Annotated in this window: 12 protein-coding genes and 1 tRNA gene; 9 read left to right on the top strand and 4 right to left on the bottom strand. The window is 42.9% G+C overall.

Annotated elements, in window-relative coordinates:
- The first annotated feature begins 3 nt into the window (after nucleotides 1–3).
- A tRNA-Ile gene (locus IEX60_RS23380) sits at nucleotides 4–77 on the top strand.
- Nucleotides 78–315: 238 nt separating this feature from the next.
- Here IEX60_RS23380 and IEX60_RS23375 read toward each other — a convergent pair.
- From IEX60_RS23375 to IEX60_RS23360, 4 genes are all read right to left on the bottom strand, one after another.
- Entirely contained in the window at nucleotides 316–732 is a 417-nt protein-coding gene (locus IEX60_RS23375; RefSeq protein WP_188753823.1) for a hypothetical protein, read from the bottom strand.
- A 215-nt stretch (nucleotides 733–947) separates the two neighbouring features.
- Nucleotides 948–1,406, bottom strand: coding sequence for a DUF1572 family protein (locus IEX60_RS23370; protein ID WP_188753822.1), 459 nt, complete (start codon nucleotides 1,404–1,406; stop codon nucleotides 948–950).
- Between the two features lie 3 nt (nucleotides 1,407–1,409).
- On the bottom strand, nucleotides 1,410–1,928 hold the full coding sequence (locus IEX60_RS23365) for a GNAT family N-acetyltransferase (protein ID WP_229717760.1): 519 nt from the start codon (nucleotides 1,926–1,928) through the stop codon (nucleotides 1,410–1,412).
- A 22-nt stretch (nucleotides 1,929–1,950) separates the two neighbouring features.
- Entirely contained in the window at nucleotides 1,951–2,715 is a 765-nt protein-coding gene (locus tag IEX60_RS23360) for an MBL fold metallo-hydrolase (RefSeq protein WP_188753821.1), read from the bottom strand.
- A gap of 114 nt (nucleotides 2,716–2,829) precedes the next feature.
- On the opposite strand from IEX60_RS23360, the gene IEX60_RS23355 reads away from it, so the two are divergent.
- From IEX60_RS23355 to IEX60_RS23320, 8 genes are all read left to right on the top strand, one after another.
- The gene (locus IEX60_RS23355; RefSeq protein WP_188753820.1) at nucleotides 2,830–3,417 is read left to right on the top strand and encodes a TetR/AcrR family transcriptional regulator; all 588 of its coding nucleotides are present in this window, start codon (nucleotides 2,830–2,832) and stop codon (nucleotides 3,415–3,417) included.
- A 32-nt stretch (nucleotides 3,418–3,449) separates the two neighbouring features.
- Complete coding sequence (gene ubiE, locus IEX60_RS23350) at nucleotides 3,450–4,190, top strand: bifunctional demethylmenaquinone methyltransferase/2-methoxy-6-polyprenyl-1,4-benzoquinol methylase UbiE (protein WP_188753819.1); 741 nt, start codon at nucleotides 3,450–3,452, stop codon at nucleotides 4,188–4,190.
- A gap of 14 nt (nucleotides 4,191–4,204) precedes the next feature.
- Entirely contained in the window at nucleotides 4,205–5,074 is an 870-nt protein-coding gene (locus IEX60_RS23345; protein WP_188753818.1) for an AraC family transcriptional regulator, read from the top strand.
- Nucleotides 5,075–5,202: 128 nt separating this feature from the next.
- Nucleotides 5,203–6,333: an efflux RND transporter periplasmic adaptor subunit gene (locus tag IEX60_RS23340; protein ID WP_188753817.1), complete on the top strand. Its 1,131-nt coding sequence runs from the start codon at nucleotides 5,203–5,205 to the stop codon at nucleotides 6,331–6,333.
- 9 nt (nucleotides 6,334–6,342) lie between these two features.
- Nucleotides 6,343–9,498, top strand: coding sequence for an efflux RND transporter permease subunit (locus IEX60_RS23335; protein ID WP_188753816.1), 3,156 nt, complete (start codon nucleotides 6,343–6,345; stop codon nucleotides 9,496–9,498).
- 21 nt (nucleotides 9,499–9,519) lie between these two features.
- Nucleotides 9,520–10,923 (top strand): efflux transporter outer membrane subunit, encoded by a 1,404-nt coding sequence (locus IEX60_RS23330; RefSeq protein WP_188753815.1) that lies wholly within the window; start codon nucleotides 9,520–9,522, stop codon nucleotides 10,921–10,923.
- A gap of 235 nt (nucleotides 10,924–11,158) precedes the next feature.
- Nucleotides 11,159–12,610, top strand: coding sequence for an alanine/glycine:cation symporter family protein (locus IEX60_RS23325; protein ID WP_188753814.1), 1,452 nt, complete (start codon nucleotides 11,159–11,161; stop codon nucleotides 12,608–12,610).
- Between the two features lie 222 nt (nucleotides 12,611–12,832).
- On the top strand, nucleotides 12,833–14,578 hold the full coding sequence (locus tag IEX60_RS23320; protein WP_229717756.1) for a chloride channel protein: 1,746 nt from the start codon (nucleotides 12,833–12,835) through the stop codon (nucleotides 14,576–14,578).
- Nucleotides 14,579–14,662 lie beyond the last annotated feature (84 nt).

The following is a 14,662-nucleotide window of genomic DNA, read 5'->3' as shown; positions in this document are numbered from 1 at the left end:
TTTGCGCCTATAGCTCAGTTGGTTAGAGTAGAAGACTCATAATCTTTTGGTCCCTGGTTCGAGCCCAGGTGGGCGCACTAACAGAAATGGCTTTTTTCTTGCGAAAAAAGCCATTTTTTTGTATCATTAAGAAGGCGATTTTTTCCAACCGCGCAGCTTGACTCGGCAACCGCCGTTTTAGTCGGGTTTTACTTTCAGGAATTTCTTGTTGCAAAGAATTGTTTTAGAAATCATTACTGAAATAGTTCAGTCGAGGCAGACCTATCAGCCATTTAGGCGGCTGGGTTATCGCAAAAAAGTTAAGCTGAGTAAAAGCTACTTAGCATATTTTTTAATCGAATAAGTCTGATGGATATAGCGATAAAAAAGGCCGCCAGCAAAATAACTGACAACATCAAAGATGTCTGACGTATGGTGATGTGTGATCCGTGGCATGATGTACTCAAAGATATAAGCGGTTAAAACCGGGATCAGGAGGATTTGAAACAAGGGATAGCGGTATGGTTTGGAGGTGCCAAGTATACACAGACTTACCGATTGCGCTACGTGGATAATCAGCGGTACGAATACAAAATCCGTCAACCAGTTATTGAGAACCGGAATGAGATGCCCCGAAGTTCTTGTAAAACGGATTAAAAACCAGCTGATACTATAGAATTGGAAATAAGGGTCGTCCAGCAGGTATACTAATGCACGAAAGAAACTGCGATAAGCATAGCTAAGCCTCCACATACCATTAAGATTAAAAACATATACCAACCAACAGCTTTCTGCTTCTTTTTAAAAGAAGAATCATTGGGATCCGGGGTGAATAAAGTTTCCCGTATTTCGTATAGGTTTCTCGATAACCAACTTCCTGATTTCTTTGCCATAACAACATAATTTATGGCAAAAGTACAATATTTGAAATATTAGAACAAATGTTCTAATATTTTTACCCACCATTCCTATGCGACATCGATCAGCCTCCTATGATAATTTATCTGTCCCAGATGGTAAGCCAAATGAGTGGTCAGATGAACCAAAAAGAATACATAGGTTGTTTTCTTTTCAAATACAAGCATAGGATATTCGTCGTCTATATTTTTTTCGGTTAGTCTGTCCAGTGCCTCGCTGACCACTCCGATAGAGTCATCAATTTGCTTTATCAATTCTGTACGGGGAATATCTTTCAATGCGAATTCCCCGGCACGGTTACGCACATAACCGGTTTTGCCAATTTCAGCGCCGATATAGCTGTTCAGGTTGCCTATAAGATGCAAACATAAGTTTCCTGCAGAGTTTGCTATTCCTTTTTCAGTACGCCAGATATTTCGTTCATCTTGGTAGGACTCTATCTCCGCTTTGAGCTTGTTAAGATCCCGCTCAAATAGTGTTTTCAAAGTTATTATCAAGGATGCTGACATTTTTTATTTTAGTTTAATTTCAAACAAACTGACGGTTGCATTATCGTAGTGTGCCGGAAGTCCTTCCGTATTTCTGAGCTTTAGAGGTCCCAGATATTCGAATCCGCATTTTCCGTAATAAGCAATCAATTTTGTATTATCTCCCACGGTATCCATTCTTATAAATTTCTTATCGTTTTCAGCTGCATAGTCCTTTGCCCAATTTACAATTTCAGCCACTAGATTTTGTCCTCTGAAATCAGGATTCGTCGCTATCCGGTGAATGTAAACGGAAGGATCTGCATTCCGCTCTTCCCATATCTGTGGATCATCGAACGTCGTCGCCCAGACACAAGCAATCCTGCCATCGATCTCCAGTTTCCATTGTCGTTTCTCGTTGATTTCGTTTTCCACCAGCGCAAGCTCGAACTCCGGCCAGTGGACCGTAAACCTCGTTTTTTGAAAGTCCGTTGCTATCTTATAAAGCCTAAAAATTTCGTCAATATCAGCTTTTGTACTATTATTTATCATCATCATCATCATCTTGTCCTGTTATTTGTATCGGTTACTTTGAATTATATTGTTCGAATTCTCTGATGTCATGGTATCCGAAAATTTCGATTTCCGGATGGGCTTGCATCAACTTACGGATTTTCTCTACGGTATCCATGCGCATCTTATTATCGTCTGCCCTTATCTCCGCCAGTTCATGAACAGGGTGGTCCATATCCGACAATTCTTCCCGTAGATAATATGCATCTGCTACATAAAACAACCATCTGTCACCGTTTTTTATAGCAACCCCGCAATGGCCCAATGTGTGTCCGGGAAGCGGTATCAACAATATTTCGATGTCTAGTGCAGTAACTACTTTTCTGGCTTCGAAGCCGAACCACAGCCTATCTGATGTCCCATAGGTTTTAATGGCCGGGTTATGCTGCAACGGTATTTTCAGATATCTCGGATTCCCCGACATATAATTTTCATATTCCTCCCTGCCGACATGCACCGTCGCATGGGGAAAATCGGCAAGTCCACCGATATGGTCGTTATCCAGATGGGAAATGATGCAATCGGCTACCTGTCCGGGGTTTAATCCCAGACGTTCAATTTGCCTAACAGCGGTTTGATTTTCATCAAATCGATATCCTGTTATTTTAACAAGTTCGTGTCCTATCCTTTCTTCGGGCAGCTGGCTGTCAAGAAGACCGATGCCGGTATCGATCAGCGCCATCCGATCTTTTTGCTTCAAAAGCTGGCAATGTCCGCAAACATTATCAGCATACGGAGACACGATATTGACACAGTTTAAGTGGTAAATTTCTGTCATAACTATTTAATTTGCTCATGGATCAAAGCTGCTCTGTTAGCGAGTTCTTATCTCCGAGAGGTAAAAGTAAGTGCTTTTTTTGTAAAAATAGAACAATTGTTCTATTTTTACAAAATGAAAACCAGCGATAAGATATTGGATGCCGCGAGAAGCCTTTTCAACGAAAACGGAATCCGAAATACGACAACGAGACATATAGCCAGTTCGATGTCCATCAGTCCGGGTAATCTTCATTACCACTTTAAGCATACCGAAGATATCGTGATAGCGCTTTTCCGGGAGCTTACCAACTGGTATGACGGGATTGTCGATAAGGTTCAGGAACTTCCAATGGAACGTCTCGAAGATCTAACCCCCACATTAGAACTTATATACGAGCAGGTAGACAAGTTCCGTTTCTTTTTTATTCATTTTGTCGAGATCAGTATCTGGATACCGGAAATAAAAAATGACTACGGGAAATTGATTACGAAGCGCGAGAACCAATTTAAAACGTGGTTGCAGAGACTTCAAGATCAGGAAGTTTTGTTTCCGCTTGACGATCTGGTGGAGGAACAGCTGATAAAAAATTTATTTATCGTCGGAGACTTTTGGATATCCTATAATGCATTGTTCAAGCAGTATACTGGCGAGGAGGCAAAGCGGGATTTTGTTTCCACGATGCTCTCTATACTTTCTCCCCATTGCAAAAATGTACGATAGCTAACCAGTGATAATACTAAATAGAATATTTCATGAGCAACAGAAATCAAGCTATTCTTCCATATAATGACAGAAGACGGTCAAAAGCGACACAAATTGAACATATGTTTGACAGGATTGCTTTCCGATATGATCTTTTGAACAGGATTATGACATTGGGCATCGATAAAAACTGGCGTCTCAAGGCTGCAATATGTGTCAAGAAACACCACCCAAATGCATTGCTGGATATAGCGACAGGAACGGGAGATTTCGCATTCCAGTTGGCACGGCTCATGCCGACATCGGATGTGATTGGAGTTGATTTTTCTTCAAAGATGATTAAGGAGGCTTCGCGGAAGAAAAGTGAAATTGCAAACTCGGACAATGTGGATTTTGCTATTGCAGATGCAGAAAATCTTAAATTCAAAGCAAATACTTTTGATGCGGTTTCCTGTACGTTCGGTGTTCGCAATTTCGAAGACCTCGAACGAGGATTGAGCAATATGTACCGCGTTTTAAAACCTGGGGGCATTGGCGTAATTTTGGAATTGTCAGAGCCGAAAAACCTTGCCGTAAAACTATTCCATGAACTTTATTTTCATCATTTCGTCCCTGTTTTAGGCAAGGTCATAACCGGAGAAGGTAAAGCATATAGTTACCTGCAAAAATCCGTAAAACGTTTCCCTGATAAAAAGCGTTTTGTGGAGTTACTAAAGAAAGTGGGATTTACAAGCGTGAAAGCAAAGTCACTATCGTTTGGTATGTGCACCATGTTCTGCTTTTACCGATAAACGTTATTTTAAACATGGGCAATATTAAGTGGATGACATTAGAGCTCCTGCAGAAAGCATTTTCCGAGTTAGGATCTGATAGACATTACATTTATATGCCAACCAACAAAGTGGAATATTATCCTACAGAACCTTATCGTTCACACTATTATGGCATCGGACTTATACAACAAGGTGAAATTAGATTTTATACCGACCTAACCGAACATTACATTTCTGGTCCCGCTATTATCTTTACGGGAACTTCATCGATCAAACGTTGGGTTACCACAGACACGCCTTGCGAGATGGAGTCGCTACTGTTTTCCGAAGAATTTCTTCAAGAGAAATTGATAGCGTCCAATATTCTCCATGCGTTTGCATTATTCGCTAACAATGGCGGCTATGTAATAAACTTAGGGCAAGAAGATTTTGCAATATCCAAGAAAATGTTTGCTGTTTTAAAATCAAGAGAATCTTCGAAATCTCACTTTCACAAGGAAGTTGTGCGTGGAATTGTCTACAGTATGATCAATGAAATTGGTCATTTGTACTTAAAAAACCCTCCAAACATTGGTCATACAAAGTTGCTGGTTACTAAGTTTAAGGAAGCCGTTTTCACCTACTATAAAAAAAGCAGAGCCGTATCATTCTATGCAAATCTGTTATATGTTCATCCTAAGCACCTTAGTCAGACGGTCTCATCAGAGACAGGAATGCCTGCAAGTGAATGGATACAGCATGTTGTAATTCTTGAAGCGAAGATATTATTACAAGATAACAGACTCAGTATTTCAGCGGTTGCGGACGCGCTCAACTTTCCCGATCAAAGCACGTTCGGGAAATATTTTAAAAAATATGTGGGGATAAGCCCCATTCTATACAGGCAAAGGTTAACCTCATAACCTTACCTTTTTGCCAACTAACCTGCCGTTCACCCCTTTTTGTAGCCCTCTGTAGGGGGTAATTTTGCCAATTATAACTACTTAGGTCGTTGAGCCTGTAGTTATCTAAATCTTTTTACAATCAATATATGGCAAATCAATCGATCATTAAATTATTCGTCCCGTGTATACTCGCGGCGACTTTGGCCTGTAATAATAGCCAGCAACACGTACAGGATGGCGTTTCGCTTGAAGAATATCCTGCCTATACCTTAACACCTCAAGCAACCACAGTATATACGGATTTTCCCGTGAGTTTGCAGGGAGTTCAGGATATTGAGCTACGCGCAAAAGTAAATGGTTTCATTGATGGTATTTTCGTAGACGAAGGCCAGTACGTAACTAAAGGGCAACTGCTATTCCGCATATTTGCCCCGGAATACCAAGAAGAGCTTGAACGATCGTCAGCGGCGATAAAAAGTATGGAGGCAGAGTTGGCGGATGCCCAGTTACTTGTTGATAGGACTAAACCGCTCGTTGATGAAGGGATTATGGGGAAATATGAACTGGAATCTGCTCTGCAAAACCTTGCGAATAAGAATGCCCAGCTTTCCCAAGCGAAAGCAATTAAGAACACTGCAAGCGCGAATGTAGCGTATTCTCAGATCCGTGCACCGTTTGCCGGTGTGATAGGGCTGATACCCTATAAAACAGGAAGTCTGGTCAGTAGTTCGTCCATCGAGCCATTATCTCAACTTTCGGATATATCCAAAATACACGCTTATTTTTCTATAAACGAAAAGCAATTTATACGCCTTTTGCATGAAGCTAAAAATAAATCACTTGTTGATTATCTTCAACAGCAAGCGGAAATAGCGCTAATCCTACCTGATGGCAATCAATTTGACCAAAAAGGCAAAATAGATATGATAGGTGGTCAGGTCGACCCTAAAACCGGAAGCATAAATTTTCGCGCTGTTTTCCAAAATCCAGACGGCATGATAAGAAGTGGGAACAGCGCAACCTTAAGAATGTATGAAAAAGTCCAAGAAGCCATATTGATTCCGCAAAGGGCTACTTATGAATTACAGGGCAAGAAATATGTCTATAAAGTGGACAACGAGGGCCTCGTATCAAGTGCGCCGGTTAGCATAATGGATAAGATCCCGTCGAACGAGTATTTTATTGTTTCCAGCGGGCTTCAACGAGGAGAAAAGATTATTGCCGAGGGATTGGCAAATGTAAAAGAGGGAACGAAAATAAAGGCGGTAAATAAATAGGGAGTTATTATGTTAAGAAAATTTATAGAAAATCCCGTTTTGTCAACCGTTATATCGGTTATTATTGTCATACTCGGTATCTTAGGGCTGCTATCGCTACCTATTACCCAATATCCGGAAATTGCTCCCCCGACGGTTCAGGTTGTTGCAAACTACCAAGGAGCGGATTCGGAAACCGTCATGAAAAGCGTCATTGTGCCTTTGGAAGAAGAAATCAATGGAGTTGAAAAGATGGCCTACATGAGTTCTAAGGCAAGTAACGATGGATCCGGTGTGATTACCATTGTATTCGATCAAGGAGCCGATGCCGATATGGCAGCAGTTAATGTGCAGAACCGGGTAAATCAGGCGATGAGCCAATTGCCGGAAGAAGTTGTCAGATATGGTATTACGACAACAAAGCGTCTGAGCAGTGAGATATTCAGTTTCATGTATTATAGTGAGGATGAGCACTATAATCAGGTATTTTTAGAGAACTATGTTCGGATTAATATCCTGCCCAAATTAAAACGTGTCAATGGCGTAGGTGACGCTTCCATTTCCGGAGGAAAAGAATATAGTATGCGGGTCTGGTTGAAACCAACTGAAATGGCTTCCTATGGACTGGCCCCGTCCGATATAATTCAAGCTCTTGCTGAGCAAAACGTAGAGGCTGCTCCGGGAAAGATCGGAGAAAATAGTGGACAGACATTTCAATACTCCCTAAAATACACCGGCCGTCTGGAAAATGAAGAGAAATTCGGGGATATCGTTATCCGAGCTACCGAAGCAGGGAGGTTTTTAAGGTTAAGGGATGTAGCTGATATAGAAATGGGCGCGTATTCAAACGCTACATCGATCACCGCTTACGGAAAGGCAGGTACCTACGTAGCCATAAATCAGACCGCAGGATCAAACGCTCATAATATTATAAAAGAATGTGAGCAAATCCTACTTGATGCCGAAGCCGAGTTGCCTAAAGGAACGAAGTTTGTGGTTTATGCCAATTCCAATGATTTCCTACTAGCTTCCATCAGCAAATTGATTTCCACGTTAGTGGAGGCTTTCATTTTAGTCTTTATCGTTGTACTGCTATTCTTACAAGACTGGCGTTCCACCCTAATTCCTGCAATTGCAGTTCCGGTAGCCTTGATTGGGACGTTTTTCTTTTTGAATATTTTTGGTTTTACGATCAATTTGTTGACACTTTTTGCCTTGGTGCTTTCTATCGGTATTGTCGTAGATGATGCGATTATTGTAGTGGAAGCGGTACATACCAAATTGCATCATGGAGCGAGTTCTGCAAAACAAGCTACAATAAACGCGATGCATGAGTTGACGACGGCGATTATCTCCATCACCTTAGTCATGGCGGCTGTTTTTGTGCCCGTAACATTCATTGATGGATCGGTCGGAATTTTCTATAAAGAGTTCGGCATAACGTTAGCAGTCGCTATATTGATTTCTGCTGTTAATGCCTTGACGCTTAGTCCCGCATTATGCGCTATGCTTTTGAAACCGGCCGTAGAAGAAGACGAAAAGAAAAAAGGATTCGCGACACGTTTCAAAACAGCATTTAATAAGGGGTTTGACCGGATGACGGATCGTTATCTAGGGATACTACATTTCTTAAACAAGTGGAAATGGTTGTCATTGGGAAGCGTAGCGTTATTTGGTGCACTTTTTTATTATCTCGTTAAAAATACGCAAACCGGATTTGTACCTAATGAAGATAGCTCATCTATTTACGCTAATATTATTTTAAATCCATCCACGTCTTTAGAAGAAACTGAACGGATCACCGATCTGGTGGATAGCGTGGCAATGACCATCCCAGAAGTGGAATATTCTTCACGGTTAGCAGGTATGGATTTTTTTAGTGGCAACGGCAGTTCATACGCAGTCGTCTTTATTAAGCTGAAACACTGGAGAGAGCGCCCTCGCAAAGAACAGGACATTAACCACGTCGTACAAACCCTGTTTGCCAAATCAGCATTTATCAAAGATGCCAATATTGTATTCTTTGCCGGACCTACGTTGCAGGGCTTCGGAAGTAACACAGGTTTCGAAGTGCAGCTACAGGACCGGACAAACGGTGCATACGGTGCATTTGAGAAAGTTATCGGCAATTTCCTCGGTGAATTAAACCAACGCCCCGAAATTATGTATGCAACCTCGTCATTCAACACCAACTTTCCGCAATATGAAGTGACGGTAAATGTAGAAAGAGCGAAAGAGGCAGATGTATCTGTAACGGAAATACTAACGACGTTACAGGGCTATTTGGGAGGAATCTATTCCACCAATTTTAATCGGTTTGGCAAACAGTATAAGGTCATGATACAAGCAGGTCCAGATGCGCGAAAGAACAGGGAGGCCATAGAACAGCTTTATGTGAAAAGCAATGATGGGAAAATGGCGCCGATTATCAGTTTTATAGATCTGAAAAAAGTCTATGGGCCGGAATTCCTTACGAGGTTCAACCTTTTCAATGCTGCTTATGTCAATGGGGCGCCTAATCCGGGCTATAGTTCAGGGGACGCGATACGTGCCATAGAAGAGGTTGCATCAAAGACATTGCCAAAGGGGTACGGGTTTGAATATGCCGGACTTACCCGCGAGGAAAGTCTGAGCGGAAACCAGACCGTTATCATCTTCATCCTGTCCTTACTTTTCGTTTACTTTCTCTTAAGCGCGCAGTTCAAAAGTTATATTCTGCCATTTTCCGTTTTATTATCGCTACCAATAGGATTATCTGGAGCGTTTTTATTTGCACGGATTTTTGGTATCGAAAACAATATTTTTCTTCAAATCAGCTTGATTATGTTGTTGGGCCTATTAGCGAAGAATGCCATTTTGATTGTCGAATTTGCCCTGCAGAACAGGCGTTTGGGACAAACCATCGTAGACGCCGCAATGGAAGGTGCAAAAGTGCGGCTACGTCCTATTCTAATGACATCTTTCGCTTTTATTTTCGGCCTACTACCGCTTATGCTAGCCACTGGAGCTGGCGCTTTAAGTAATAAGTCAATAGGAACGGCTGCTGTCGGCGGTATGCTAATCGGTACGGTTATCGGCGTATTGGTGATCCCATCCCTTTTTATTCTTTTTCAGTATTTGCAGGAAAGGATTTCGGGAACAACAGTTCTTAATGATGGTAGTAACAATGCCAAGAGGCATTACTAGACTAAAATTTATTTGAAAATCATGAAGTTACAATTTATATACCGATATATTATATGCTCAATTTGTACAATTGTCTACACATCATGTATGACAAAGAGAACATATGAAAAGACTGCACAGGTAAACGCGTCATTGTATAGGGACGTCAATCTACAAGACACGGCAAATATAGCCTTGTTACCTTGGCAGGATTTCTTTGGTGATAAACAATTGCGGAATTTGATTGATACAGGTTTAAAGAACAATCTAGACCTAAAAATTGGGTTGGAGCGTATTAGCAAAGCCAGGTCTTTGGTATCACAATCAAAAGCCGCCTTTTTGCCCGACTTATCATTAAATGGACAAGTCGCACGTTCTCGCATGGCTTTCCCACAAAGTTTTGGATTTGTAGATAATGCAACCACCTATGAATTGGGGTTAAAAACATCGTGGGAAATTGATGTATGGGGAAAATTGAAGAATAGCAAGAAAGCAATTTTCTTTAGGTTGATGCAGGAGGAATCTACACATCGTGCAATCCAAACGCAACTAATTGCCGAGATTGCCGATTTATATTATCAGCTCTTGGCATTGGACGAACAAGTTGATATCCTTAACCATACCATAGCCACCAGGCAGGAGGAAGTAATCGCAATGAAACGACTACAAGAATCCAGTATTGTAACTGGTGCTGCTGTTGCACAAAGTGAGGCTGCTCTTCTGGATGCTCAAAACATGTTGCCCTCCGTGTACAGACAAATCAGAATGAGGGAAAATGCGCTAAATGTTCTTTTAGGAATATCTCCACGTAGCGTAGAGCGTAGTTCGTTTACGGTTCAACCATCTTTCCCATCTGTTGACATAGGTGTCCCGCTACAATTATTGCAGAATAGACCGGATGTCATGGCCGCTGAATTTGAAATAGCATCGTATTTCGAGAATATTAACGTCGCCAGAAAAGCCTTTTATCCGACTTTGACAATTCAGGCTGCAAGTGGATTCACGAACTTTGGTTTTTCAAATTGGTTTACGCCATCGGGTTTCTTTGCGAATGTTGGCGGGGGATTATTGCAACCGGTTTTCTCAAAGCGACTTAACAAAACTAGGCTTGAATTAGCAAAATCCGATTATCGTGAGAAAGTGCTTGATTTTCAGAAAATACTCCTATTAGCTGGACAAGAGGTTTCAGACGCATTATATAGCTACCAGTCTGCATCAGAACAAGAAACAAAACGTCAAAATCAACTTGAAAAATTACAGGAAGCATTGGGCTATACGCAAAAATTGCTTCTGTACCATAGTTCAACAAATTATACCGATGTCCTTGCTTCTCGACAGGCGTTGTTATCGGCACAGATGCAGATGAGTAATGAACGCCTTTTAAAATATCAATCGCTTATCTATTTATATCGATCTTTAGGTGGCGGATGGAGAGATAGAGACTAAAAGATAGCTTTTTTATGAGAGTTGACATATATCCGTTTTAATGGCTATATACACCGTTGACCAGGATATGTGGACGTTCCAGGAAAAAAATGTTCAAAAAGTACTCATTATAAAAATAGTGTAAAAAAGACATAGGATTTGCGACGGTACTTTTTTGAAACATCAGCCTTCCATCGGAACGATAAATATGTATCTTAGTGCTCATCATTATTTTAAACCACTATAATTCCGCCGGATGGAACAAGCAATCAACGCCGTCAATAACATCATTTGGAGTAATGCGCTCGTAATTCTATGTCTGGCCGTAGGCATCTACTTCTCATTTGCCACGGGATTCCTGCAAATCAGATACTTAAAAGACATGGTCAGGTTATTGTTCGGCGGCGGTGCATCAAAAACAGGTGTATCTTCTTTCCAGGCATTTGCGTTAGCGCTGTCTGGTCGGATAGGTACCGGCAACATAGCCGGAGTAGCCACGGCCATCGCCATGGGTGGCCCAGGCGCTGTATTCTGGATGTGGCTCATCGCTTTTCTGGGCAGCGCTTCGGCCTATATCGAAGCTACATTGGGCCAAATATATAAAGAAGTAAAAGACGGGCAATATCGTGGCGGCCCAGCCTTTTACATTGAAAAGGGATTGGGTGTCAAATGGTATGCCATCGTCTTTGCGGTTGCAACGATATTGAGCACAGCCTTGTTCCTGCCCGGTGTACAGAGCAACAGCATTGCCCTGAGCTCGCTGCATGCATTTGACATCCCCGTTGAATACACGGGCATCGCCGTGACGCTGTTGTTAGGACTTATCATCATCGGTGGCGTAAAACGGATTGCTAAGGTGTCCGAAGTAGTGGTACCCTTCATGGCAGGAGGATATATTTTGTTAGCATTGGTAATCATCGCCTACCATTTCAACCAAATACCCGATGTATTCGCCCTGATCTTTAAATCAGCTTTCAATTTCGAACCGGCATTTTCCGGCGTAATCGGTATGGCTATCGCTTGGGGAGTGAAGCGGGGCATCTACTCTAACGAGGCTGGACAAGGAACGGCTCCGCATGCAGCTGCTGCAGCCGAAGTGAGCCACCCCGCCAAACAGGGATTGGTACAGGCGTTCTCTGTATACGTTGATACGCTCTTTGTTTGCACAGCCACCGCTTTCATGATTCTGTTTACCGGAAAATATAACGTACAAAACCCAACGGGTGGCTATATCGTGGAAAACATCCCCGGTGTGGAAATCGGGCCCGAATATACCCAACACGCTATTGCCTCCCATTTCCCCGCAATTGGCGCAACGGCAGTAGCAGTTGCACTGTTTTTCTTTGCGTTCACTACGATTCTCGCCTATTACTATATGGCCGAAACCAACCTGAGTTACCTTGATAAAAAGGGCCGGCAAAAATGGGCAGTGTGGGGACTCCGTGTTCTCATCATAGCGGCCACATATTACGGAACCGTGAAGACAGCCGCAGTTGCCTGGACGTTAGGCGATATCGGTGTCGGACTGATGGCCTGGCTAAACCTCATTGCTATCCTGTTACTGCGCAAGCCCGCCCTCCGTGCATTGAAAGATTACCGGAAGCAAAAGAAAGCAGGAAAAGATCCGGAATTCCACCCACTGGAACATGGCATTGAGCGTGCTGATTTTTGGCAGAAGCCTATGCACGATCGTGGTAACAAAGGTTAATCCGCGCCGAGCGCCATTGCTCTCCCATTCGGATGATCCACATAGGAGTTTGAGAAAAATTGCCTGTTCAGGAACCTGGGTATAGGAAAGTGATGATAGTAGAGTCGATTTAAAAAAGCCAGTACCACGTGCATTAGCAGAAAACACTACCTTTGCTTGCTGGATCACAACAGTATGGACAGACGGCGCAAAAAGCTTATCTACCGCCTTAATCAGTGGCGGATGCAACAGATTTCGAACCGAAATTTCCTCATCATCGTTGCGGTGTTGGTCGGTATAATCGGTGGTCTCGCCGCTGCAGCGCTAAAAGGGCTGACACATTCGATAGCAGCATTCCTCCAAGACGATGTACAGTGGCAATACAAGTATTACCTTTACTTCTTCTTTCCACTCATCGGGATTTTATTGAGCGTGCTATACGTTCGCCGGTTTATCCGAAAAGGCAAATTCGAACATGGCATGACACCAATCATCTATGCTATATCCCGGAAATCGAGCCGCATAGAGCCACATAATGTTTATTCGCAAATTATTACCAGTGCATTGACCGTTGGTTTCGGTGGATCAGCCGGATTAGAGGCGCCAATAGCCTACAGCGGTGCTGCAATCGGTGCCAACGCAGGCCGGTTTTTCGGATTGAACTACCGCGAGGTAACGATGCTGTTGGCCTGTGGCGCTGCAGCAGGTATTGCGGGTGCCTTTAACAGTCCCGTTGCGGGGATGATTTTTGCAATTGAGATTCTGCTACCGGAGTTCTCGATTCCGGCATTTATTCCGCTATTAATGGCTACCGCAACAGCTTCGGTGATATCGAGGCTGCTCTATGCTGAGCCACTTTTCCATTTAGTCACTGATGATTGGGAATTCCAGGCGCTCTTTTTTTACTTGCTGCTTGCAGTTATCATCGGCGGATTTTCAATTTACTTTGCCAAGATCAGCACTTGGGCTAAATCGGCTTTTGCCCGTATCAAAAACCCCTATCAGAAAGTAGCTGCTGGTGGCATATCTTTGGGGATCCTGATTTTTCTTTTTCCTGCGCTTTACGGCGAGGGCTATCTAACCATACAGCAAATCCTCGACGGCCGCATGGACTCGTTGCTGGCTAACAGTGTCTTCGCAGATTACCGACATATTGAGATATTGGTGGTCTTATACGCCATCATCACCGTATTTGCCAAATCATTGGCCTCGCTTATTACGCTTAACAGCGGAGGCAACGGCGGCATTTTCGGTCCGAGTTTGGTAATGGGTGGTTTACTTGGATTTGCTTTCGCCTACGGCATCAACCTCACGGGATTGATTGATCTTAACGTAGCCAACTTCGTTGTAGCCGGCATGGCGGCAGCACTCAGCGGCATTATGCATGCGCCGCTTACGGGAATTTTCCTGATTGCGGAAATAACAGGGGGGTATGTCCTGATGGTACCACTGATGCTTGTTACGGCCATTTCCTATCTCATTAACCGGGCCACTGTCAAGTATTCTATATACACGAAAGTACTAGCTGAAAAAGGGGATCTTCTTACACATGAAGACAAAGACCGCACCGTGCTGAGCATGATGAAGCTCCGTTATGTCCTTGAACGAAATTTCACGGTATTACAGCCCGATGAACGGCCAGCCGACCGTCGGCATGACATTATCCATACAAAACGCAACATTTTCCCTGTTGTAGACGGCACCGGTAAATTGCTTGGCATCATCTATAGCGAACGCCTATTTGAAATATTACTGGGCGAAAATCCGGAAAAGGAAAGCAAAACCATGAGCGAGCTTGCTGAAAAGCCTGTAGACATTGTACGGATGGACGCAAATATGGAGTCCGTCATGCAAAAGATGAATCGTGAAGATATCTGGATACTACCCGTGGTAGACTCCGCCGGCAATTATCAAGGATTTGTCTCTAAATCAGCCGTATTTAATAAATACCGTGCATTGCTCATGCGGCAGGGCGCATACCTTGAATAAGAAGAAGAGGCTGTCTCAAAAGTAATTTCTTGAGGCAGCCTTTTTGTTTCTGCAAGTTTGTTATTCCGGCGTTTTCCACAATAT

The organism is Parapedobacter defluvii, assembly GCF_014642075.1.
Classification (GTDB): Bacteria; Bacteroidota; Bacteroidia; order Sphingobacteriales; family Sphingobacteriaceae; genus Parapedobacter; species Parapedobacter defluvii.
The sequence above is the reverse complement of the archived record's forward strand: the minus strand, read 5'-3'. Positions and strand labels throughout refer to the sequence as shown.

What these genes read in the sequence shown, in the direction of transcription:
- IEX60_RS23375 (WP_188753823.1), bottom strand. Translation starts at nt 732, where the DNA reads ATGTGGAGGCTTAGCTATGCTTATCGCAGTTTCTTTCGTGCATTAGTA.
- IEX60_RS23370 (WP_188753822.1), bottom strand. Translation starts at nt 1,406, where the DNA reads ATGTCAGCATCCTTGATAATAACTTTGAAAACACTATTTGAGCGGGAT.
- IEX60_RS23365 (WP_229717760.1), bottom strand. Translation starts at nt 1,928, where the DNA reads ATGATGATGATGATGATAAATAATAGTACAAAAGCTGATATTGACGAA.
- IEX60_RS23360 (WP_188753821.1), bottom strand. Translation starts at nt 2,715, where the DNA reads ATGACAGAAATTTACCACTTAAACTGTGTCAATATCGTGTCTCCGTAT.
- IEX60_RS23355 (WP_188753820.1), top strand. Translation starts at nt 2,830, where the DNA reads ATGAAAACCAGCGATAAGATATTGGATGCCGCGAGAAGCCTTTTCAAC.
- ubiE (WP_188753819.1), top strand. Translation starts at nt 3,450, where the DNA reads ATGAGCAACAGAAATCAAGCTATTCTTCCATATAATGACAGAAGACGG.
- IEX60_RS23345 (WP_188753818.1), top strand. Translation starts at nt 4,205, where the DNA reads ATGGGCAATATTAAGTGGATGACATTAGAGCTCCTGCAGAAAGCATTT.
- IEX60_RS23340 (WP_188753817.1), top strand. Translation starts at nt 5,203, where the DNA reads ATGGCAAATCAATCGATCATTAAATTATTCGTCCCGTGTATACTCGCG.
- IEX60_RS23335 (WP_188753816.1), top strand. Translation starts at nt 6,343, where the DNA reads ATGTTAAGAAAATTTATAGAAAATCCCGTTTTGTCAACCGTTATATCG.
- IEX60_RS23330 (WP_188753815.1), top strand. Translation starts at nt 9,520, where the DNA reads ATGAAGTTACAATTTATATACCGATATATTATATGCTCAATTTGTACA.
- IEX60_RS23325 (WP_188753814.1), top strand. Translation starts at nt 11,159, where the DNA reads ATGGAACAAGCAATCAACGCCGTCAATAACATCATTTGGAGTAATGCG.
- IEX60_RS23320 (WP_229717756.1), top strand. Translation starts at nt 12,833, where the DNA reads ATGCAACAGATTTCGAACCGAAATTTCCTCATCATCGTTGCGGTGTTG.